The 19,794-nt window shown below is 73.1% G+C and carries 16 protein-coding genes; 9 read left to right on the top strand and 7 right to left on the bottom strand.

Going from position 1 to position 19,794, the window contains the following annotated elements:
- Nucleotides 1-46 precede the first annotated feature (46 nt).
- Nucleotides 47-724, bottom strand: a complete 678-nt coding sequence (locus ACH4E8_RS09565; protein ID WP_398445990.1) for a response regulator transcription factor — start codon at nt 722-724, stop codon at nt 47-49.
- 479 nt (nt 725-1,203) lie between these two features.
- On the opposite strand from ACH4E8_RS09565, the gene ACH4E8_RS09560 reads away from it, so the two are divergent.
- On the top strand, nt 1,204-2,703 hold the full coding sequence (locus ACH4E8_RS09560) for a peptide MFS transporter (protein ID WP_398445988.1): 1,500 nt from the start codon (nt 1,204-1,206) through the stop codon (nt 2,701-2,703).
- Nucleotides 2,704-3,151: 448 nt separating this feature from the next.
- On the opposite strand, the gene ACH4E8_RS09555 is transcribed toward ACH4E8_RS09560, so the two are convergent.
- The 6 genes from ACH4E8_RS09555 to ACH4E8_RS09530 form a co-directional block, all read right to left on the bottom strand.
- Complete coding sequence (locus ACH4E8_RS09555) at nt 3,152-4,444, bottom strand: hypothetical protein (RefSeq protein WP_398445986.1); 1,293 nt, start codon at nt 4,442-4,444, stop codon at nt 3,152-3,154.
- Entirely contained in the window at nt 4,441-5,502 is a 1,062-nt protein-coding gene (locus ACH4E8_RS09550) for a hypothetical protein (protein WP_398445984.1), read from the bottom strand. The genes ACH4E8_RS09555 and ACH4E8_RS09550 overlap by 4 nt, the downstream gene beginning before the upstream one ends.
- Entirely contained in the window at nt 5,499-6,461 is a 963-nt protein-coding gene (locus tag ACH4E8_RS09545) for a hypothetical protein (RefSeq protein WP_398445982.1), read from the bottom strand. The genes ACH4E8_RS09550 and ACH4E8_RS09545 overlap by 4 nt, the downstream gene beginning before the upstream one ends.
- A gap of 3 nt (nt 6,462-6,464) precedes the next feature.
- Nucleotides 6,465-7,208 carry a peptidase gene (locus ACH4E8_RS09540; protein ID WP_398445980.1) on the bottom strand — a complete coding sequence of 248 codons (744 nt, stop codon included), beginning with the start codon at nt 7,206-7,208 and terminating at the stop codon, nt 6,465-6,467.
- Between the two features lie 564 nt (nt 7,209-7,772).
- Nucleotides 7,773-8,291, bottom strand: coding sequence for an ATP-binding protein (locus ACH4E8_RS09535; RefSeq protein ID WP_398445978.1), 519 nt, complete (start codon nt 8,289-8,291; stop codon nt 7,773-7,775).
- 263 nt (nt 8,292-8,554) lie between these two features.
- Nucleotides 8,555-8,926, bottom strand: a complete 372-nt coding sequence (locus ACH4E8_RS09530) for an STAS domain-containing protein (RefSeq protein ID WP_398445976.1) — start codon at nt 8,924-8,926, stop codon at nt 8,555-8,557.
- 255 nt (nt 8,927-9,181) lie between these two features.
- On the opposite strand from ACH4E8_RS09530, the gene ACH4E8_RS09525 reads away from it, so the two are divergent.
- From ACH4E8_RS09525 to ACH4E8_RS09490, 8 genes are all read left to right on the top strand, one after another.
- On the top strand, nt 9,182-10,099 hold the full coding sequence (locus ACH4E8_RS09525) for an RNA polymerase sigma factor SigF (protein ID WP_398445975.1): 918 nt from the start codon (nt 9,182-9,184) through the stop codon (nt 10,097-10,099).
- Between the two features lie 176 nt (nt 10,100-10,275).
- Nucleotides 10,276-11,532: a DegT/DnrJ/EryC1/StrS family aminotransferase gene (locus tag ACH4E8_RS09520; protein WP_398446128.1), complete on the top strand. Its 1,257-nt coding sequence runs from the start codon at nt 10,276-10,278 to the stop codon at nt 11,530-11,532.
- Nucleotides 11,525-13,786 (top strand): lipopolysaccharide biosynthesis protein, encoded by a 2,262-nt coding sequence (locus tag ACH4E8_RS09515; protein ID WP_398445973.1) that lies wholly within the window; start codon nt 11,525-11,527, stop codon nt 13,784-13,786. Before ACH4E8_RS09520 ends, ACH4E8_RS09515 begins: the two co-directional genes overlap by 8 nt.
- A 233-nt stretch (nt 13,787-14,019) precedes the next feature.
- Nucleotides 14,020-16,002: a glycosyltransferase gene (locus tag ACH4E8_RS09510; protein WP_398445971.1), complete on the top strand. Its 1,983-nt coding sequence runs from the start codon at nt 14,020-14,022 to the stop codon at nt 16,000-16,002.
- On the top strand, nt 15,999-16,595 hold the full coding sequence (locus ACH4E8_RS09505; protein WP_398445969.1) for a hypothetical protein: 597 nt from the start codon (nt 15,999-16,001) through the stop codon (nt 16,593-16,595). Before ACH4E8_RS09510 ends, ACH4E8_RS09505 begins: the two co-directional genes overlap by 4 nt.
- A 20-nt stretch (nt 16,596-16,615) precedes the next feature.
- The gene (locus ACH4E8_RS09500; RefSeq protein WP_398445967.1) at nt 16,616-17,722 is read left to right on the top strand and encodes a glycoside hydrolase family 26 protein; all 1,107 of its coding nucleotides are present in this window, start codon (nt 16,616-16,618) and stop codon (nt 17,720-17,722) included.
- Between the two features lie 43 nt (nt 17,723-17,765).
- Nucleotides 17,766-18,779, top strand: a complete 1,014-nt coding sequence (locus ACH4E8_RS09495) for a GlxA family transcriptional regulator (protein WP_398445965.1) — start codon at nt 17,766-17,768, stop codon at nt 18,777-18,779.
- Complete coding sequence (locus tag ACH4E8_RS09490; RefSeq protein ID WP_398445964.1) at nt 18,776-19,639, top strand: DJ-1/PfpI family protein; 864 nt, start codon at nt 18,776-18,778, stop codon at nt 19,637-19,639. Before ACH4E8_RS09495 ends, ACH4E8_RS09490 begins: the two co-directional genes overlap by 4 nt.
- Nucleotides 19,640-19,794: the final 155 nt, after the last annotated feature.

The following is a 19,794-nucleotide window of genomic DNA, read 5'->3' as shown; positions in this document are numbered from 1 at the left end:
CGTTCGCACGGATGCACACCCGACCCTATGCGTCGGGAGCGGCGCCTCAGTTCTTCTCGAAGCGGAAGCCGACGCCGCGGACCGTGGCGATGTAGCGCGGGTTCGCCGCGTCGTCGCCGAGCTTCTTGCGCAGCCAGGAGATGTGCATGTCGAGGGTCTTCGTGGAGGACCACCAGGTGGTGTCCCAGACCTCGCGCATGAGCTGGTCGCGGGTGACCACCCGGCCGGCGTCCCGCACCAGCACCCGGAGCAGGTCGAACTCCTTCGCCGTGAGCTGGAGCTCCTCCTCCCCCATCCACGCGCGGTGGGACTCCACGTCGATCCGCACGCCGTGCGTCGCGGGCGCGGCCGACGGCTCGGTGGCGCCGCGCCGCAGCAGCGCCCGGACCCGGGCCAGCAGCTCGGCGAGGCGGAAGGGCTTGGTGACGTAGTCGTCGGCGCCGGCGTCGAGGCCGACGACGGTGTCGACCTCGTCGGCGCGCGCGGTCAGCACCAGGACGGGCACGGTGTGGCCCTCGGCCCGGAGTCGACGGGCGACCTCCAGGCCGTCCATGCCGGGCAGGCCGAGGTCGAGCACGACCAGGTCCACGCCGCCCGCGAGCCCCGCGTCCAGCGCGGCCGGACCGTCCTCGCGCACCTCGACCTCGTACCCCTCCCGGCGCAGCGCGCGGGCCAGGGGCTCAGAGATGGATGCGTCGTCCTCTGCGAGCAGTACACGCGTCATGGGCTGATGGTAGTCCGCAAGAGGTACGGAAAGGGGCGGCCTGCACAGCACCTGTGGGTCATAGGTGCGATCCTGGCTCCAGCCTTCGAATCAGGGATCATGTTCCACTTCCTCCTGTGATCCATGTCTCAAATCCTTCCTAATGACAAGGTGTCGTGTCGTATGGTGGCGTGTACGCCTGTAGCACCATTCGGAGACCTCTGGCCTGCGGAGCAGCATCAGCAGCCCACGGGTCTCCTTGCGTGTGAGGACCGGTGACACCGGTCCGACGACAGTGAATGACCTGTGGACCGGGCCCCGAGCGCAATGAAGCGCCCTGGGTGTGGATCCCGGTGAGGGCACGTCCCCCGCTTCGGCCCCCACGCCGGAGCGAAGCCCCCCAGGCGTGGGGTGGGTCGCGTCCCCGCCGGTGCCGGTCACCCCCCACCGGGCGCAGCAGCCGCACACGAAGCGGTGCGTCCCGAACGCAAGGAACGACCATGGCGTCAAGCCTGACGAAGGCCCCCGCCGGCCCCGCCGGCGGCGAGAAGACCTTCCTCGGCCACCCCCGCGGCCTGGCCTATCTGTTCATGACCGAGATGTGGGAGCGGTACAGCTTCTACGGAATGCGGGCCCTGCTCGTGCTCTACCTGGCCACGAACGTGGCCGACGGTGGACTCGGCATGAAGGACGCGACCGCGGTCGCGATCTACTCCGTCTACAACGCCATGGTGTACCTGCTCGCCCTGCCGGGCGGCTGGCTCGGCGACCGGGTCTGGGGCGCGCGCAAGTCCGTCGCCATCGCCGGCGCCGTGATCATGACCGGTCACTTCCTGCTGGCGGTGCCCGCGGAGTTCTCGTTCTTCATCGGCCTCGCGTTCATCGCGGCCGGTTCCGGTGTGCTGAAGGCCAACATCTCCACGATGGTCGGCCAGCTCTACCCGGACAAGAACGACCCGCGGCGCGACGGCGGCTTCACGATCTTCTACATGGGCATCAACCTGGGTGCCTTCCTCGCTCCGCTGTCGATCGGCGCGGTGGGCCAGAAGGTCAACTGGCACCTCGGCTTCGCCATGGCCGGCGTCGGCATGGCGATCGGCCTGGTCTGCTTCTACTTCGGCTACCGCCACCTGAGCCCCGAGTCCTCCAAGATCCCGAACCCGCTGCCGGCGGACGAGCGGTCTTCGCTGGTCAAGAAGGGCCTCATCTGGCTGGGCGTCGCGGCGGCCGGTTACGCGGTCGTGGGCCTGGCCGGCGCGTTCAGCATCGACTGGGTGCTGTGGCCGCTGACGATCCTGGGCCTGGTGCTGCCGGCGTGGTACCTGTTCCGCATCAAGCGCGACAAGGACCTGTCTCCGCTGGAGCAGACCCGGATGTCCGGCTACATCTGGTTCTTCGTCGCCGCGGCCGTCTTCTGGGGCATCTACGACCAGACCGGCTCGGTCCTCTCCCTCTTCGCGAAGGACAACACCGAGTCGACGCTCTTCGGCTTCGACTTCCCCGAGAGCTGGTTCCAGTCCCTGAACCCGCTGTTCGTGATGGCGCTGGCGCCGCTGTTCGCCATCCTGTGGGTCGCGCTGTTCAAGCGGAACAAGGAGCCCAGCACGCTGACGAAGTTCTCGGGCGCGCTGGTGCTCGTGGGCGTCTCCTTCGGCGTGATGATGGTCGCCCAGGGCATGGCCGCGGGCGACGCGAAGGTCTCGCCGATGTGGCTGGTCTCGGTGTACTTCATCCAGACGGTCGGCGAGCTGTGCCTCTCCCCCGTGGGCCTGTCGCTGACGACGAAGCTGGCGCCGCAGAAGTACGCGGCGCAGATGATGGGCGTGTGGTTCCTCGCGGTCACCGCGGGCGACTCGGTCATCGCCCTGCTCCAGCTGATCGGCGCGCCGACGGACACGCAAGGGTGGTTCGCGAGCCAGGGCGCGGTGGCGGCGCTGGCTGGTGTGGCCATCTTCATGTACCGCCGCAAGGTGAAGGCGATGATGGGCGGCGTGCACTAGCGCGACGCGTTCGTTCGCCTGAAGGGGCGCTCCGTTTTCACGGGGCGCCCCTTCCCCGTGCGGGGGGCTTGGGGGGCTGCGGGCTGCTGGGTGCCCCCGGTGTCCCTGACGTACCCGCCGTGGCCCTGCGGGCGCGTCCCGTGGTGAGTTGCTCGCGCAGTTCCACCCCCTTTAACAGCCCCACCCGCCGTAGCCCTGCGGGAACGCTGTTGTCTGCGGGTAGAACGTGGCTGGTCGCGCAGTTCCGCCCCCTACGCCCAGGGGGCGTGGGGGGGGACCCCCAGCGCCCCTAAACACCTCTGCCTGCACCCGCAGATGAGTGACGGGGGCAGCGAATCAGGGGCGCTTGGGGTACCACCACGCCCTTCGGGCGTAGGGGGCGGAACTGCGCGAGCAGCCCGCCACCGGGTCGCAGGGGGCAGCGGTCCCGGAGGGAAGCCGTGGGGGGTCAGGCGCGGTCCCGCAGGCGGGACCAGGGGGTGAGGGCGAAGACCGCCGCGCCCAGGAGGAGCGTCGTGCCGGCCGCCAAGGCCAGCGCGGGCAGGGAGCCCGAATCGTCCGCGCCGGTGTCCGCGAGGCCGCCGTTCGTAGCGCCGGTGGACGCGCCGCCCGAGGACGCGCCACCGCCCGACGAACCGCCCGCCGACCCGCCGGACGCACCGCCCGGTTGCGCCTCCGTCGTCAGCTCCAGGGACACCCCCGCCGCGCCCTTCACCTCGCACGGGATCACGATCTTCTGACCGCCGAGGTTGACGTCGATCGTCAGCTTGCCGGGGCTGAGCGTGGACTTGCCCGTCGCGCCGGGCTTGTACGTGCCCTTCAGCTCGCCGATGCCGACGGGCTTGCCCGCCTCGATGGGGTCCTTGTTCGGTTGGCCGACGACGGACACCGCGCCCTTGTCCGCGCCGCCGACGGCGATGCTCATGGAGCCCTTCATCGCGCCGGCCGGCAGCGGCGCCGGACTGTTCATCACCGAGTCGCCGGTCTTGACCGTGAGGGCGTAGTTGCCTCCGTCCTTCTTCGCGTTGATCGTGATGGGCGCCTTGATGCTGGCCGGACCGGGGGACGTACAGGCGTACGTCGTCTCCACGGTCTTGCCCGGGAAGTCGGTCTGCCCGCCGTTGCCGCCCGAACTGCCACCGGCCGCCGTGCCACCGGTCGAGCCGGCCGTCGTGCCGCCACTCGTCGTACCGCCGCCCGCCGTCACCTTGATCTTCGCCGCCACCTGCACCGCCTCCTTCGGCGCGCACTTGGTGTCCGTCGAGATCGGCTTGGAGACGTTGATCGCGTACTTGTCCGGCGTCAGCGTGATCTCGCCCGCCTTCTCCAGCTTCAGCTTGCCCTTCATGTCCGAGAGCAGCATCGGGCTGTTCTTCGGGATCGCCGGGTTCTGCCGGGGGCCCTCCACCGTCAGCGTGCCGGTGGCCGCGCCGCCGAGCTTGACGGTGCCGGTGGGTTTGACGGTGTCCTCGGCCAGGTCGAGCACGTCCGGGTTCTTCGACGCGGCCTGGACCGTCTTCCAGACGACCTCGACCTCGTCGCCGACCTTCGCCTCGGCGGGCGCGGTGATCAGCGCCTTGGTGGTGCCCTGCACGGGCGGCAGCCCGGAGATCGACGGCGGGATGCACTCCGTCGCGTACGCCACCTCCGCGGCCTGCGCGGACCCGGCTGCGAGCCAGGTCCCCGCACCGCCGAGCAGCAGCGCGACCCCGGCCGCGCCCAGCCTCCGTTGCGTCCTCACGGTGGTCCCTTCGTCGTGGGTCGGTTCTTGGCCGGTGCGGAGTCGGGGGTGAACCACGGCAGCGTCGCCGTGGCGGCGATCTCGGACGGGGCCTCGGGCGGGGCCTCGGACACGGCCTCGGGCGGGGCCTTGGAAGGGGCCGCTGACGCGCGGGCCGGTCGGGACGGCCGCACCCGGTCCACCACCGCCATGCCGATGCGGAACAGCGCCGCCGGGACGACGACGGCGAGCAGCACCCAGAAGACGGTGACGCCCCACGGCCGGCCCACGCCCCACGGCTGGGAGGCGATGACCTTCCCGCCGTACTTGACGGAGACCTCGTAGTCCCCGTGGGCGCCCGCGGAGAGCTCGACGGGCAGCGTCACCTTCGCCTTCTGGCCCGGCGCGATGGTGCCGCGCCACTGCCGCTCGTCCCACTGCGGCGCGTACACGCCGTGCGCGGTGCCGACCTGGAAGACGGGGTCCTTGACGGGGGTCGTACCGAGGTTGCCCACGGTGAAGACGAGCCGGCGGGCGGGCGCGGCGCCGAAGAAGACGAGGACGCCGGAGTCCCCTTCGAGGCGGGTGGTGGCGAGGACGGCCAGCTTGCCCGTGCCGGTGGGGGCGGGCAGCGGCGCGGTGGGGTGGCCGGCGACGGCGAACGGGGCGTCCGCGGCGGTCGGCCCGCCCGTCACCGTCGCGACGTGCACCACGCAGGGGCACGGCTTCGGCGGCGCGACCACGGGCAGTTCCTTGCGGAAGCCGCCCCGGTCGTCGGTGGTGACCGCGCGGCCGTCGGCGTTGGCGCAGGAGTTCGTGCCGCCGAGCATGTTCTCGCCGCAGAGCAGCAGCATGAGCAGGGTGCGGGCCGGCCAGCCGTCGCCGCTGACGGTGACCTTCCCGCCCTTGGCCGCCTGTTGTTGGTCCAGCTTGACCTTCGGCCCGTCCTCGGCCGCGGCTGCCGCGGAGGGAGGAAGCAGACCGAGAAGGAAGGCGAGGAAGGCGAGGAGGAGTACGGAGTACGTCCGCGGGGGCGCCGCGCTGCGGCTCGTCCGTGCGCCGGGCTGGTGCGTCGTCATGTGCCTGTCCTCGTCGGGTGCCGTTCGGTGCCGGGGTGCGGTGCGGACGGGACGGGTCCGGCGCGGCCCCGCCGGTGGCGGACCGCGCGGCGGGCGAGGAGGGCGAGCGCCGCGGCGAGGAGCACCGCGATCGCGAGCCGGCCCCAGGGCACGAAGGTCACGGTGACGGCGGCTGCGGCGCGCGCGTCCCCCGCGGCCGTGGCGCTGACCCGCAGGTCGACCCGGTCCAGCGCCGGCGCACCGCGCCAGGTCTCGCTGACGGCGACGCGCTGACCGGGCCGCAACTCGGCGGGCACGCCCCGCGCGGCGCGCCGGAAGGCGGTGCCGAGCAGGCCGTCCGCGGTGAGGTGGACCCGTGGTTCCAGGACCGTGTTGCCGCGGTTGACCAGGGTGTAGCGGAGGGTGGCGCCCTCGGCGGCGAGGCCCTCGACGGCGAGCGCGGCGAGCGCGGGCCCGGTGACGCGGAGTCGGATCCGTAGGGCCGTCGTCTGCGCGGGGTGCTCCTCGGCGTCGTCCACGACCGTCGCCAGGACCGCGGCCGGGTGGTCGCCGGGGGCGGCGTCGGCGGGCACGGTGAGGGTGTACGGGACGTCGGCACGGGTGCGGGGCGGGACGGTCACGGCGGTCGCGGCGAGCGCGATCCACCGGCCGACGCCCTTCGCGGCGCCCCGCGCCGGGTTCGGCTCGGGTTCGTCCGCGGGCCGCAGTCGTACGGTCAGCGGCGCGGTGCCCGGGTTGGTCACCGTGAGCCGGTCTTCCAGTACGGCTCCGGGCGCGCCCTCGGCGTACGCGTACGGCCGGCTGCCGTCCCCCGGCGCGGGCCGCACGGTCCACCCGGGGCGCTGCTCGCCGGGTGCTGCGGGGGCCGTGGCGGCGGAGGGCGCGGCGGCGACGACGGTGGCTGCGGTGGTGAGCAGCGCCACCAGGCCCACCAGGGCGGTGCGCAGGCGGGCCGGCACGTCTCAGCTCGCGGTGCGTCGGGCGCCGCGGCGGGTGAGCCAGAGGACTCCGGCGGCTCCGGTGAGCACGACGGTGCCGCCGAGGGTGGCGAGGGCGACGACGGAGTCGAGGGGGCCGGTCTTGGGGAGTTCGGCGCCGCCGTCGGGGGCGCTGCCGCCGGTGGAGCCGCCGCCGGAGCCCGTGGCGCTGCCGGTGGCGCCCCCGTCGGTGCCGCCGCCGGAGCCGCCCGCGCCCGTGACGTCCAGCTCCAGGGAGGGCTTGGGGCTGTTGGAGGGGGTGCACGTGGTGGTCGTGCCGAGCGCCTTGATGGTCAGCACCCCGGCCGTGAAGGTGACCTTGCCGCTCTTCTTCGGGGCGTACTTGCCCGTGAGCTTGCCGATCTTGATCGGGGTGTTGGCGGGCACGGCCGCGTCGTTCGGCTTGCCCACGACCGCGAGCTCGCCGGAGTCGGCGCCGCCCAGCTTGATCTTCGCGCTGGGGTTCATGGCGCCCTTGCCGAGTTCGATGGGGCTGGACGAGACGCCCTTCTCGAAGGACATCGTCACGTCGTAGCCGCCACCGCTCTTGACGGCCTTGATGTCGACGGGCGAGACGGCGCCCTTGGGGCCGATGGGCGTTTGACACTGGTAGTTGACGTCGACGACGGCGGCGTGGGCGAGGGGGGCGGTGAGCAGGGCCACCGGGGTCGCCACCGCCACCGTCGTCGCTGCCGCGAGTGCGAGAGCTGTCCGCTTCTGGTAGGTCACCTCAAGGCTCCCCTCACCTTTTACTGACGGCACATCAGATCGGCGGCCAAGGTACGCCGGGGCCCTTGGGGAAGGAAGACAATGCGCACGCCTTCTTGACCGCGAGCGAGTTGGCGGGGCCCGCCTGCGCCTCGGGACGCGCCCCCTGGCGCCCTGGGGGCGCATCCGCCGTTCCCCTGCGGGTGCGATGGCCTCTGCGGCCCGGTGGTGGGCTTGTCGCGCAGTTCCGCCCCCTACGCCCAGAGGGCGTGGGGGGGACCCCAGCACCCCTAAAAACCTCCGCCGCACCCCTGCGGGAGCGATGACCTCCGCGGCCCGGTGGTGGGCTTGTCGCGCAGTTCCCCGCGCCCCTGATTTGCTTCCCCCGTCATATGTCTGCGGGGTGGAGGACGGGTTTTCAGGGGCGCTGGGCCCCCCACGCCCTCTGGGCGTAGGGGGCGGAACTGCGCGAACGGCCCACCACCGGCCGGTGGACAACAGCGTTCCCGCAGAGCAACGGCGGGATGCTCAGCCGCACCCCGCACCCCGCACCCCGCGCGGAGCGCGACCCGCGCCGAGGGGTGGCTAGGACGGCGCGGCCAGTTCCGCCCAGACCGTTTTGCCCGGAGCACCCGGCACCCGCTGGACGCCCCAATCCAGGCACAGGCGCTGGACGATGAACATGCCGTGGCCGCCGGGGCGGCCCGCGCGGTGCGGGGTGCGGGGGGCCGGTTGGCCCGCGCCGCGGTCCGTGACCTCCAGGCGCAGCACCTTGCCGTCGCAGCCGACGCGGAGTTCGTCCGGGCCCTCCGCGTGCAGGCAGGCGTTCGTCACCAGTTCGGAGACGACCAGCAGGACGTCCTCCGCGGCGGCCCGGCGGTCCGCCGTCGCGGCCGGGAGCCAGCCCCAGTCGTACAGCGCCTGCCGGGTGAAGTCCCTGGCGAGCGGGACGATGCCGCTCGCGTTGGCCAGCGCGAGGGAGCGCACCGGCGACCGTGGGCCCTCGGGGGCATCGGCGGTGCGCGGCACGGCAAAGGTGCCGTTGCCACGGGCGTCGCTCGGCTCACGACCGAGGTCGCCCGGCTGTCGCCGGGTGGTGCTCATCAGCGCTTCACCTCACCGAATCACCAGATCGCCTGTGCGTGACATATGTGCCCCGCATATATGGAGTCCTGCTCACGCAGTCGCTTTTCACACGTCCGGATCTGCTCGGGCTCGCCCGCCGGTCCGTACTCAGAGTGCCCGACGCCCGACGCTGCGCGCGGGACCTGTGGAAACTCTCCTGCCCCATGCGGCAGTGACAACACTCACCCTCGCCGCAAGCGGAAAGCGCTGCGGATCCGCCGCGGGGGTGCTGGGCCGTCGGCTCAGCCGTCGAGGGCCGCGTGCACCGTCTCGTGCACGGTGAAGACGGCGCCCGCCCCGGTGATCTCCAGGACCCGGGCCACCACGGGCTGCATCTCCGCCAGGTGGACGCCGCCGCCGGCGGCCTCGGCCTTCAGCCGGGCGGTGAGCAGCACGTTGAGGCCCGTGGAGTCGCAGAAGTCCAGTTGGGAGCAGTCGATGACGAGCCGCGAGCGGCCGTCGGCGAGGGCTGCGTCGAGGGGCGTCTCCAGCAGGCCGGCCGTGTGGTGATCGAGCTCACCCGCCGGTTTCAGCACTGCACTGGGGCCCTCGGTCCTGACGTCGACCCGAAGGCGGCCCTGGTTCACGCTGCCTGCGGCGGTACCGCCGTCCATGCACGTCCCTTCGCGCCGTGGTTTGCCTCGAACATTACGCCCTTTCCCCGCTCCCGGGCCATGCGGCCACCCCCCAACAAGCGCAACAAAAAGGACATATATCGTAATTGGCATTTGCATTCGATCGCGAGAAGCGGGTAGGGCTTGTAGCAACCGCAACGGGACCGTCCCACGACCGGCTTGGAGGCGCCGCTCACCCCCAGAGCTCATGTATGGGCATCGGCAGCCATATGCCGAGAACGACGGAGGAGATCCATGTCACCCCGGCTCGACGAATCGCGCACCCCCACCACCGCGCCGTCGGCACAGGCACTGCAGGCACCCCCCCAGACCCACCTCGGGACCGAACCCGAGACGCACGACCCCCTCGCGGACCTCGACCTTCCCGAGATCCCCTTCGACGAGGTGGCGCCGCTGGACGCGCGCGCCCTGTCGAAGACCCTCTTCGCCCGGCTCCAGGAGCTGGAGGAGGGCACGCACGAGTACGCGTACGTACGCAACACCCTCGTCGAGCTCAACCTCGCCCTGGTCAAGTTCGCCGCCTCCCGCTTCCGCTCCCGCAGCGAGCCGATGGAGGACATCATCCAGGTCGGCACCATCGGCCTGATCAAGGCGATCGACCGGTTCGAACTCAGCCGCGGCGTCGAGTTCCCGACCTTCGCCATGCCGACGATCATCGGCGAGATCAAGCGCTTCTTCCGCGACACCAGTTGGTCCGTGCGCGTGCCGCGCCGCCTCCAGGAGCTGCGGCTCGACCTCGCGAAGGCCGGTGACGAACTCGCCCAACGCCTGGACCGCTCCCCCACGGTCGGCGAGTTGGCGGAGCACCTCGGCCTCTCCCGCGAGGAGGTCGTCGAGGGCATGGCCGCGAGCAACGCGTACACCGCGAGTTCGCTGGACGCCCAGCACGAGGAGGACGACAGCGAGGGTGCGCTCGCCGACCGCCTCGGTTACGAGGACCACGGCCTCGAAGGAATCGAGTACGTGGAGTCCCTGAAGCCGCTGATCGCCGGCCTCCAGCCCAGGGACCGCAAGATCCTCTCCCTCCGTTTCGTCGCCAACATGACCCAGTCGGAGATCGGCGAGGAGCTGGGCATCTCCCAGATGCACGTCTCCCGGCTGCTCTCCCGCACCCTCGTCAGGCTGCGAAAAGGGCTGACGCTGGAGGAGTGAGACCGGCGTCCCGATGACTCCGCACAGGGCCCACCCCCTCAGGGGGTGGGCCCTGTGCCGTGATTGACGACGGAGTCCGCTTAGGTCCACATTTGGGGGCGGGGGTTTTCTGGGGGGACTCAATGGGCCTTGGGGAAGGCCGGTCGACGTCCGCGTACGCAGCGATCGAAGGGCTGATGCGCGAACGGCTGGGCCGGGACTGTCTGTACGTGCCGTCGTGTCGGCTCGCGATGTACCTGGCGCTGCGGCACTGGTGCCGTCCGGGCGGCCGGGTGCTGATGTCGCCGGTCAACGACGACGTCATCTTCTTCGTCGTGCTCGCGGCCGGGCTGCGCCCGGTGCAGGCGCCGCTGCGCCCCGAGGACGGCTCCATCGACGTCGCCGCCGTCCCCGAGTCCGTGTGGCACGGCCTGTCCGCCGTCCTGACGGTCAATCTGTACGGGAACCCCGACCCCGCCCCCGAACTGCGCTCCCGCTGCCACCTGCTGGGCATCCCGCTGATCGAGGACGTGGCGCACGCACTCGGCAGCGAGATCGAGGGGCGGCTCGTCGGCACCTTCGGCGAGGCGTCCGTCTTCAGCCTCTCCAAGCTTCCCGGCGCCGGGACGGGCGGCGTCCTCGCGATCGCCGACCCCGCGCTGCGCCCCGGCTTCGAACGGGCCAGGGACGAACTGCTCACGGCCGGAAGTCTGCCGTCAGAACTGGCGTACGGCGTCCGCCCTTATGCTGAGGCCGGCGTTCGGGGGCTGCGGCTGACCGCGGCGGCGCGCGCCGCGGTGCGCCTGCTGGGGCTCGTGGACCGGACCGACATCCGCCAGTCGCTGCGGATCGACGAGTTGCGGCGGGCGATGCCGGCCGCGGGCTTCCCGCGCGCCCTCGCCGACTTCGACTCCTGGATCCGGGTGGACATGCACGACTACCGGATGCGGCCCGGCGGCCTGCGGCTGCGGCGGACCGAGCGCATGGTCGCCCGGCTCGACGACCGCCTCGCCGCGCACCGCGCCGGCACCGCGAAGCTGCTGGCGTCGCGGTGGGCGGTGCGCCGCCCCGGCCCCGCACCGGACCGGCCGCAGCCGCTGTTCCGGGTGCCGTTGCTGGTGGCCGACCGGAACGCGGCGATCGCGCTGCTCGCCGAGCACCGGATAGCCACCGGCTACCTCTACGACCCGCCGCTGGACGACTACGCCGGCGAGTGGCTCACCGACGCCTCCCCCTCGCCGGACGCCGCCCGCTACTTCGCCCGGCACGCGCTGCCCGTCGACCCGCTGAAGGCGGAGCGCGTCCTCGCCGTGCTGGAGCGGAGCGGGGTGGCGCCGGCGCCGCCGTTCACGACCGGGAGACCGGCCGGGCGGCGTACGGGCACGCCGGGCGCAGCCGCGGTCGACGAGACCGTGCAACTGCGGGCGTACCCCCACGGCGAGCCCCGTGTCTGACGTCGACACCACCCGACTGCGCGCCCTGCCGGAGTCCGCCGCCCGGCGCCCCGAACCGGAGCCGGCCGGCGACGAGGACGACCGCGACGGCCAGGAGGGCGCGGGCTCCGACTCCGGGGACTCGCTCTTCCGCAACGCGTACGCGCTGATGCTCTCCACGGGCGTCTCCGCCGCACTCGGCCTCGGCTATTGGCTGGTGGCCGCCCGCTACTACACCCAGGAGGCGGTCGGCGAGGGCTCGGCCGCGATCGCCGCGATGCGGCTGCTGGCCTCCGTCACCGCGACGACGATGACGGGCGCCGTGGTGCGGTACGTGCCGCGGGCCGGCCGCCGCACCGGGCCGCTGGTGTGGCGCACGTACCTCACCAGCTCGGTGGTGGTCACGGTCGTCTCGGTCGGCTTCCTGTTCACCCTGCCGCTGTGGGGCGAGTCGTACGAACCGCTCGCCGGCTTCTGGCCCGGGGTGTGCTTCGTGACCGCCTGCGTCAGTTGGGCGCTGCTCACCCTCCAGGACGGGGTGCTGACCGGGCTGCGGCGGGCGTTCTGGGTGCCCGTGGGCAACGCGGTCTTCTCGATCGCCAAGCTGTTGCTGCTCGCCGCGTTCGCCACGGCGCTGCCGGTGCTGGGCGTCTTCGTGTCCTGGGCGGCGGCGATCGCGCTGTCCGTGCTGCCGCTCGGCTGGCTCGTCTTCCGTCGGCTGATCCCCCAACAGGCCGCCGCCGACCGGGACCGGGAGCCGCCGCGGCTGCGGGAGATCGTGCGGTTCCTCGCCGGTGACTCGGTGGGCTCGCTGTTCACGCTGGCGATGGTCAACCTGTTGCCGGTGATGGTCGCCGTCCGCTTCGACGCCGCCGACAACGGCTACTTCTACATCGCGTACACCGTCGGCGCGACGATGGAGGTCATGGCCATCAACATGGCCGCCTCGCTGACCGCGCACGCCTCCCACAGCCCGGAGACCCTGGCGGCCGGGGTGCGCGGGGCGCTGCGGCGGATGACGCTGCTGCTGGTGCCGGTGGTGCTGGTGCTGGTGCTGTTCGCGCCGCTGATCCTCGCGCCGTTCGGCGCCGCGTACGCGGAGAACGGCACCACCGTGCTGCGGCTGCTGGCCGCCGCCGCGCTGCCGCGCGTCGCGGTGGAGCTGTACCTCGCCGTGCTGCGGGTGCAGGGGCGCACGGGTGCGCTCGCCGTGGTGCAGAGCGCCATGTGCGCCCTGGTGTTGGGCAGCGCCGCGCTGTTGCTGGGGCCGACCGGGATCTCCGGCGCGGGCTGGGCGATGGTGCTGTCGATGACGGTGATGGCGCTGGCGTCCGCGCCGGGGCTGCGGGCCGCGCTCGCCGGCCGGGACCCGAAGCCGTCGAAGCTGTGGGCACGGCTGACGGCCCGGCGCTCGAAGCAGGAGACCGCCCGGGACGCGGACCGGGCCCGCCGGGCGGCGGAGCGGCGGGAGCGGCTGGCCCGGCACGAGCAGGAGTACACCAGCCCCGCGCCGGCGTACGTGTGGAGCGGGCACGACACGGCGACGCCGGCGTACGGCATCCCCGTCTTCGTACCGCCGCAGCAGCAGCCGGAGCCGCAGGTCGGCGCGGCGGGCGCGGGTGCGGGCACGGTCAACGGGGTGGAGCGGCGGATCGCGCTCGCGCTGTGGGGGCTGCTGGGGCTGGCGGTCGTGCTGTTCTGGGGTCCGCTGCTGTCCGCGCCGGACCTCGCGCTGGACGCGCTGTCCGGCAAGGAGCTGCTGAAGGCGCTGCCGCCGGTGACGGTGACGGCGGTGGTGCTGCTGATCGTGGTGCAGAGCGCGGCGCTGTCGCTGCTGCGGCCGCGCACCGGGCTGCTCGCGGCCGGGATGCTGGTCACGTTCGCCGCGCTGCACACGGCGCCGGCCGTGCTCGGCTGGGAGCCGGAGCCGGTGACGGGCGCCTGGTACGAGACGCTGGCCCGGTTCCTCGCGGCGGCGGCCGGGTGGGAGGACGCGGACGGGCTGCTGCGCTGGCTGCCGACCGCGTGCCAACTGCTGGCGCTGCTGGCCGTGCTGGCGATCGGCCGGACGCTGGGGCTGCCGGCGCCGGCGCAGTGGGGGGCGGTGTGGGTGCTCGCGGTCCTGGGCTGGGCCCTGCAACGGCCGTTGGCGCCCGTCGCGCTGCCGCTCCAGCTCGTCCTGACGGCCGTGGCGCTGGGGCTCGTGCTGTTCCAGCGCCGCCCGGCGCGCGGGTCACGGGCGAAGCCCCGGACGAAAGCGTCGAAGCCCCACTAGCGGACCCGCCGAACGCAAGAGAGCGACCCGAGCGGCCGACCCGAACCGGCTGGTCCGAACCGGTCGGCCCGAACCGGTCGGCCCGAACGAACAGCACGACCCGAAGCACTCGAAGCACTCGAAGCACTCGAAGCACTCGAAACAACTCATAGCAATTCACGGCAACTTGAACGACCCGACTGACCCCGACTGACCCGAGCGATCCGAACGTCCTGAGCCACCCGAGGTGATCCGTGCGACGACCAGCCACCGATTCCGGCAGACCCGTGCCGCCGCCCGGTCGGCCCGACCGGGACCCGGCGGCCACCGGCGTGGACCGGCCGACGATGGGCCTCGACGTCTCGGGGCTGCGCGCCGGCGCCCCCGCGCCCGACGACGGGGGCGGGCCCGGGCCGCGCGCCGCCCGTCGCGCGGCCGGCCGCGGCCGCGGCGCCGCACCGGCCGGACCCGACCGGCGCACCCTCGTCGCGCTGGTCGCCCCGCTGGCGCTCGCGCTGGTGCTGTGGGCGATCGCCGTCGCCACCACCGACGTCTCCGACCTCACGGACTTCGGCCTCACCGCCGAGTTGCCGGTGGTCTTCTGGCTCGGCCTCGCCGTGCTGACGGCCGGTTTCTGGCACTGCGCCCGCGATCCGCGGCGCAGCCACTGGTGGCCGCTGGCGTACACCGTCGGCCTGTTGGTGATGGAGCGCGCCACCCAGGCCGTCGTCTATCCGACCCCGCTGTACGCCTGGGCGTGGAAGCACGACGCGGTCATCGAGCACCTGATCGACGCCGGTCGGCTCCAGCGCGGCGCCGAGTTGGGCGACATGGCCGTGTACGACCAGTGGCCCGGGTTCTTCGCCGTGCAGGCGGCGGTGGTGGAGCTGACCGGGGCGGAGCACGCGCTGGCGTTCATGGCCTGGTGGCCGTTGTTCTCCAGCCTGCTGCTGCTCCTTCCGCTGCTGCTGCTCTTCCGCACCTTCACCCAGGACCGCCGGCTGATCTGGACCGCGGTGTGGATCTTCTGCGCCGCGAACTGGGTCGGCCAGGACTACTTCTCGCCGCAGTCGACGGCGTTCGTGCTGTACCTGGGCGTGCTCGCGGTGGCGCTGCGGCGCGCCGAGGCGCCGACGCCGGGCCGCCGGGCGCGGCAGGTGGTGTGGACGGCGCTGCTGATACCGCTGATCGCCGCGATCGTCGTCACGCACCAACTGACGCCCGTGATGCTGGTGGTGAGTCTGGCCGCACTGTGCCTGATGGGGCGCTACCGGGACTGGACGCTGCCGATCGTCCTCGTGCTGGTCTTCGCCGCCTGGAACCTGACGGCTTCGCTGCCGTACCTCAGGGAAGCGGTGCCGGACATGATCAAGACCTTCGGCGACCTGGGGAGCAACCTGGAGCGGGGCTACGGCGCGGTGCCCACCGGTACGGGCGCGCTGTTCGCGTCCTGGTCGGCGCGGCTGCTGTCGGCGCTGGTGGTGCTGCTCGCCGCGGTCGGGTTGGTGCGCGGCGGGAAGGCGCTGCGGCTGCGGGCCCGGCCGCTGCTGCTGCTCGCCGCGGTGCCGCCGCTGCTGGCGGTGGCCAACGGCTACGGCAGCGAAATGGTGTTCCGGGTGCTGATGTTCATGCTGCCGTTCCTGAGCTTCTTCGCCGCGGCGGCGCTGCTCCCCAAGGCCACGGCACCAGCCGCAGCACCGGCACCGGCCGCGGCCGACCGTTGGCCGCGGCTCGCGACCGGCTTCCGCTACGGCGTCGCGCCCGCCGTCGCCCTGACCGTCCTCACCGTCCTGTTCGTCCCCAGCTACTCGGGCAAGGACCGGCTCAGCTACTTCCGGCCCGACGAGGTGGAGCTGGTCAAGGACCTGTTGAGCACCGCGCCCGAGGGCTCCCTGGTCGTCGCGCCGCACCGCAACTACCCGGCCGCGTACGACCGATACTGGGACGTGGACCACTACTGGTTCCTGGACGACTCGAAGGTGCACGTCGACGAGATCGTGGCGGCCCCGGCGAAGACCCTCGCCAGCGACATGTCGGCGGTGGAGCCGCCGGGCGAGGCGTACTTCCTCTACACCCGCGGTCAGGTGGCGAACTCGGAGATGAACGGGCTGCTCACGGGAGAGCAGATGGCCGACATCGAGAAGGACGTGGCGGCGTCGCCGCTGTTCGAGAAGGTGGCGAGCAATGACGCGGGCGTCGTCTACCGGTTGAAGAGCTCCGCGGGGAGGACGTCATGAGTTCCGAGCAGCAGCCCCCGTCGCACTGGCCGGCGACACCGGCCCGACAGCCCCAGCCGCAAGCCCAGCCGCAACCGCAGTCGCAACCGCAACCGCAACCGCAGGTCGACCGGCTGCGGTCCGCCGTCCGTGCCGCCAAGGCCGAGCAGTCCCGCTCCCGCGCGGCCCTCGCCCTGCGCTGGGCCCCGCCCGCCGCGGGCGCCTTCGCGCTCCTCGTGACCCTCCTGCCCGACGGGAATCCGCTGCGCTGGCTGCCCGTCGTGCTCTTCCTGCTCGTCGGACCCGGCGCGGCCGTGCTGCGGGTCTGTGCCCCGCGCCTGGGCCGGCACCCCGCGGTCGGCCCGGTCGAGGACTGGGACCCGCACTTCGGCCGGGACTCCGACCGGCTGGAGGCGGCGATGCTCGCGGTCTTCCTCAGCGTCAGCCTCGCCGTCCTCGGCGCGACCGCGCTGATCGCCGTCAAGTCGCTGACCGGTACGGGCCTGTTGGTACTCCTCACGGGGGTGACCGCGGCCGCCGCGTGCTGTCCCCAGCTCCCCGCGGGGAAGCATCGCTACGAGAACCCCGCCGCACCACCACCCCGCCAGGGGTGACCGAAGGAGGCTGAACCTCCGTGCCCTCCGGCCCCGCCGAGACGTCCGCACACCGCACGCCCCCCGCCGAGCGCCCGCAGCCGAGATCCCGTACGAGACGGCGGGCCCTCGGGGCCGCGGTCCTCGCCGGCGCCCTGCTCCTGGGCGCCGTGGCGCTCGGCCGGGAAGCCGCCCCCTCCGACGGCGCCCGGCCGCCCGCCGACTCCCCCGAGTGCCGGGTGACGGAGCTCCTGGTGCCGCCGTGCGGCGCCTGGTTCGGCGCCTACGTGCGGCACGAGAAGCCGGAGCTGGTGGAGAAGGTCGCCGCGTACGAGCGGCGGATCGGCCGCAAGCTGGACATCGTCTACGCGTACCACGACATGTCCACGGACGGGTTGGAGGGTCAACTCGTCACCGAGCAGGAGCGCGCGGTCGGCCAGGAGCGGATGCTGCTGCTGTCGTGGGAGAGCAAGTGGTGGGGCGGCACGGCGGCCCAGCAGCCGCGCTGGACGCAGATCTCCGCCGGCGCGCTGGACGCGACCGTGATCGACGTCCAGGCGCGGCGGATCAAGGAGTACGGCAGGCCGCTGTTCCTCTCCTTCGACCTGGAGATGGACACCCGGGTGCCCGACGAGGGCACGCCGGAGCAGTTCGTCGCCGCCTGGCGCCACATCCACGACCGGTTCCGGAAGCTGGGCGTCACCAACGTGGTGTGGACGTGGACGATCACCGGCTACCCGGGCAACAACGAGCTGTTCCCGAAGCTGTACCCGGGGGACGCGTACGTCGACTGGATCGCGTACGACCGCTACAACTACTACCGCTGCCACGACACCGAGTGGGAGAGCTTCGCCGAGACGCAGGAGGTCGTGCACCGCTGGATCCGGCAGCACCTGTCCGCCGACAAGCCGCTGATGCTCGCCGAGTTCGGCACCGCGGACGATCCCGACCGGCCGCAGCGGCAGGCCGAGTGGTACGAGGAAGTGCCGCGGGTGGTGAAGAAGATGGACGGGGTGCACGCCGCCCTCCAGTGGAACTGGCGCGACCCCGGCCCGCACTGCGACCTCTCGCTCGCCCGGGAGTCGTCGTGGCGGGCCCTGCGCAAGGCGGTGGCGGACCCGTTCTTCCACCAGGTGCGCCCTTGGTGACCGCGGTCCGCGGCCCGGGCGGGCCGCGTGATGGCATCGCGGCATGGAGAGCACGGAGAAGACCCGGCGGATGCTCGTCGTCGCCTACGACGGCGCCCAGATCCTCGACATCGCCTGCCCCAGCGGGGCGTTGGACATCGCCAACCGGTACGGGGCCGATCCCCCGTACTCCATCGAGCTGGGCACCCTGGGGCGGCGGGCCGTCCGCAGCTCCACCGGGATCGTGCTCGGCGCGGGCCGGCGGCTGGAGGGGGTGACGGGCCGGCTCGACACGCTGATGGTGGTCGGCGGGGCGGGCTCCGAGGAGGCCGCGGCCGACGCGCGGCTGCTGGCCCAGGTGGTGCGGCTGGCGGAGCGCAGCCGCCGGGTGGCGTCCGTCTGCACCGGGGCGTCCGTCCTCGCCGCGGCCGGTCTGCTGGACGGCCGTCGGGCGACCACGCACTGGGGGTACGGCGAGGGGCTGGCCGCCCGGCACCCCGAAGTCGCCGTCGACGTGGCGCCGCTGTACATCAGGGACGGGAACGTCTACACGTCCGCGGGCGTCACCAGCGCCCTGGACCTCACGCTCTCGCTGATCGAGGAGGACCACGGGGCCTCGCTGGCGCGGGCGGTGGCCCGGGAGTTGGTGACCCATCTGCACCGCCCCGCCGACCAGGCGCAGATCAGCGTGTACCTGTCGGCGCCGCCGTCGGGCGGCCGGGCGGTCGGCGACCTGATGGCGTACGTGGCCGGCCACCTCACCGCGGACCTGAGCCCGGGCGCGCTGGCGGCCCGCGCCGGGGTGAGCACCCGCCATCTGAGCCGGCTGTTCGCGGCGCACGCGGGGACGACGCCGGCGCGGGCGGTGCGGGCGGCGCGGACGGAGGCCGCGGCGCACCTGGTGCGCACCTCGCGGCTCTCCCTCGCCGCGGTCGCCCGGCGCTGCGGGTTCCGCTCGGCGCAGACGCTGCGGCAGGCGTTCGTGGACCGGTACGGCACGAGCGGGGACACGATCCGCAGGATGCCGGACATGCCGGCGGTGCGGACGGCGTCCGGTCGTGAGACTCCGGAGGCATGACGACTCCACCTGCACCAGAGCCGGTTCCCCCTGCCGCGGCCTCGCGCCGGGCCCTGATCCGTACGACCGTGGGCGCGGGGGCCGCGCTGGCGGCCGGTGCCGCGGTCGGGCCGCAGGCGTGGGCCGCGGAGCGCCCCGGGCCGCGGCGGGCCGGCGGCCCCCGCGTGGGCATCGTGCTCTACGACGGCTACAGCCTGCTGGACCCGACGGGCCCGGCCGAGGTCCTGTCCCGCCTCCCCGGCGCCGAGGTGACGATGGTCGCCGCGCGCCGGGGCCCGGTCCGCACCGACACCGGCGACGTCCGCGTGATGGCGGAACGGGCCCTGTCCGAAGTCGACCGCCTGGACGTGCTGGTGGTCCCCGGCGCGGGCAACCGGGGCACGGTCGCCGCGATGAACGACCGCGCCCTGCTCGACTGGATCCGCCGCATCCACCGCACCAGCCGCTTCACGACCTCCGTCTGCACCGGCAGCCTGGTCCTGGCGGCGGCCGGGCTGCTCGACGGCCGGGACGCCACGACGTACTGGGCGTCCGCGCCGTACCTGGAGGCCACGTTCGACGTGACGTACCTCCCCGAGCGCTACGTGCGCTCCGGCCGGATCATCACCGCCGCGGGGGTCTCCGCCGGGCTCGACATGTCCCTCTACCTGGCGTCCCTCCTCGCCGACGACGTGACGGCCGAGGCGATCCAACTCGCCCTGGAGTACGACCCCCGGCCCCCCTTCGACGCCGGCAACGCGGCGGAGGCCGACGCCCAGCGCAAGGCGCTGGCGCTCCGCCTCCTGGAGGAGTCCCAGACGCCCCCGAACCGCGGCTGGGAGCCGGGCATCGTGAGTCCGCGCCCCGTCCCGTCGCCGTAGGCCACGCGGCCATGCGCCTCCGGGCGAAGCCGCGGTTTCCCTGCGGGAGCGTTGGCTTGTGCGGCCCGGTGGTGGGCTGTTCGCGCAGTTCCGCCCCCTATGAGGGCATGGAGGGACCCCCAGCGCCCCCGAATTACCCGCCGCTTCCCTGCGGG

This window comes from Streptomyces sp. NPDC017979 (assembly GCF_044328175.1).
GTDB lineage: Bacteria > Actinomycetota > Actinomycetes > Streptomycetales > Streptomycetaceae > Streptomyces.
This window is presented reverse-complemented; position numbering and strand designations above follow the sequence as displayed.

What these genes read in the sequence shown, in the direction of transcription:
- ACH4E8_RS09565 (WP_398445990.1), bottom strand. Translation starts at nt 724, where the DNA reads ATGACGCGTGTACTGCTCGCAGAGGACGACGCATCCATCTCTGAGCCC.
- ACH4E8_RS09530 (WP_398445976.1), bottom strand. Translation starts at nt 8,926, where the DNA reads ATGGACGGCGGTACCGCCGCAGGCAGCGTGAACCAGGGCCGCCTTCGG.
- ACH4E8_RS09520 (WP_398446128.1), top strand. Translation starts at nt 10,276, where the DNA reads ATGCGCGAACGGCTGGGCCGGGACTGTCTGTACGTGCCGTCGTGTCGG.
- ACH4E8_RS09560 (WP_398445988.1), top strand. Translation starts at nt 1,204, where the DNA reads ATGGCGTCAAGCCTGACGAAGGCCCCCGCCGGCCCCGCCGGCGGCGAG.
- ACH4E8_RS09535 (WP_398445978.1), bottom strand. Translation starts at nt 8,291, where the DNA reads ATGAGCACCACCCGGCGACAGCCGGGCGACCTCGGTCGTGAGCCGAGC.
- ACH4E8_RS09495 (WP_398445965.1), top strand. Translation starts at nt 17,766, where the DNA reads ATGGAGAGCACGGAGAAGACCCGGCGGATGCTCGTCGTCGCCTACGAC.
- ACH4E8_RS09505 (WP_398445969.1), top strand. Translation starts at nt 15,999, where the DNA reads ATGAGTTCCGAGCAGCAGCCCCCGTCGCACTGGCCGGCGACACCGGCC.
- ACH4E8_RS09550 (WP_398445984.1), bottom strand. Translation starts at nt 5,502, where the DNA reads ATGACGACGCACCAGCCCGGCGCACGGACGAGCCGCAGCGCGGCGCCC.
- ACH4E8_RS09490 (WP_398445964.1), top strand. Translation starts at nt 18,776, where the DNA reads ATGACGACTCCACCTGCACCAGAGCCGGTTCCCCCTGCCGCGGCCTCG.
- ACH4E8_RS09525 (WP_398445975.1), top strand. Translation starts at nt 9,182, where the DNA reads ATGTCACCCCGGCTCGACGAATCGCGCACCCCCACCACCGCGCCGTCG.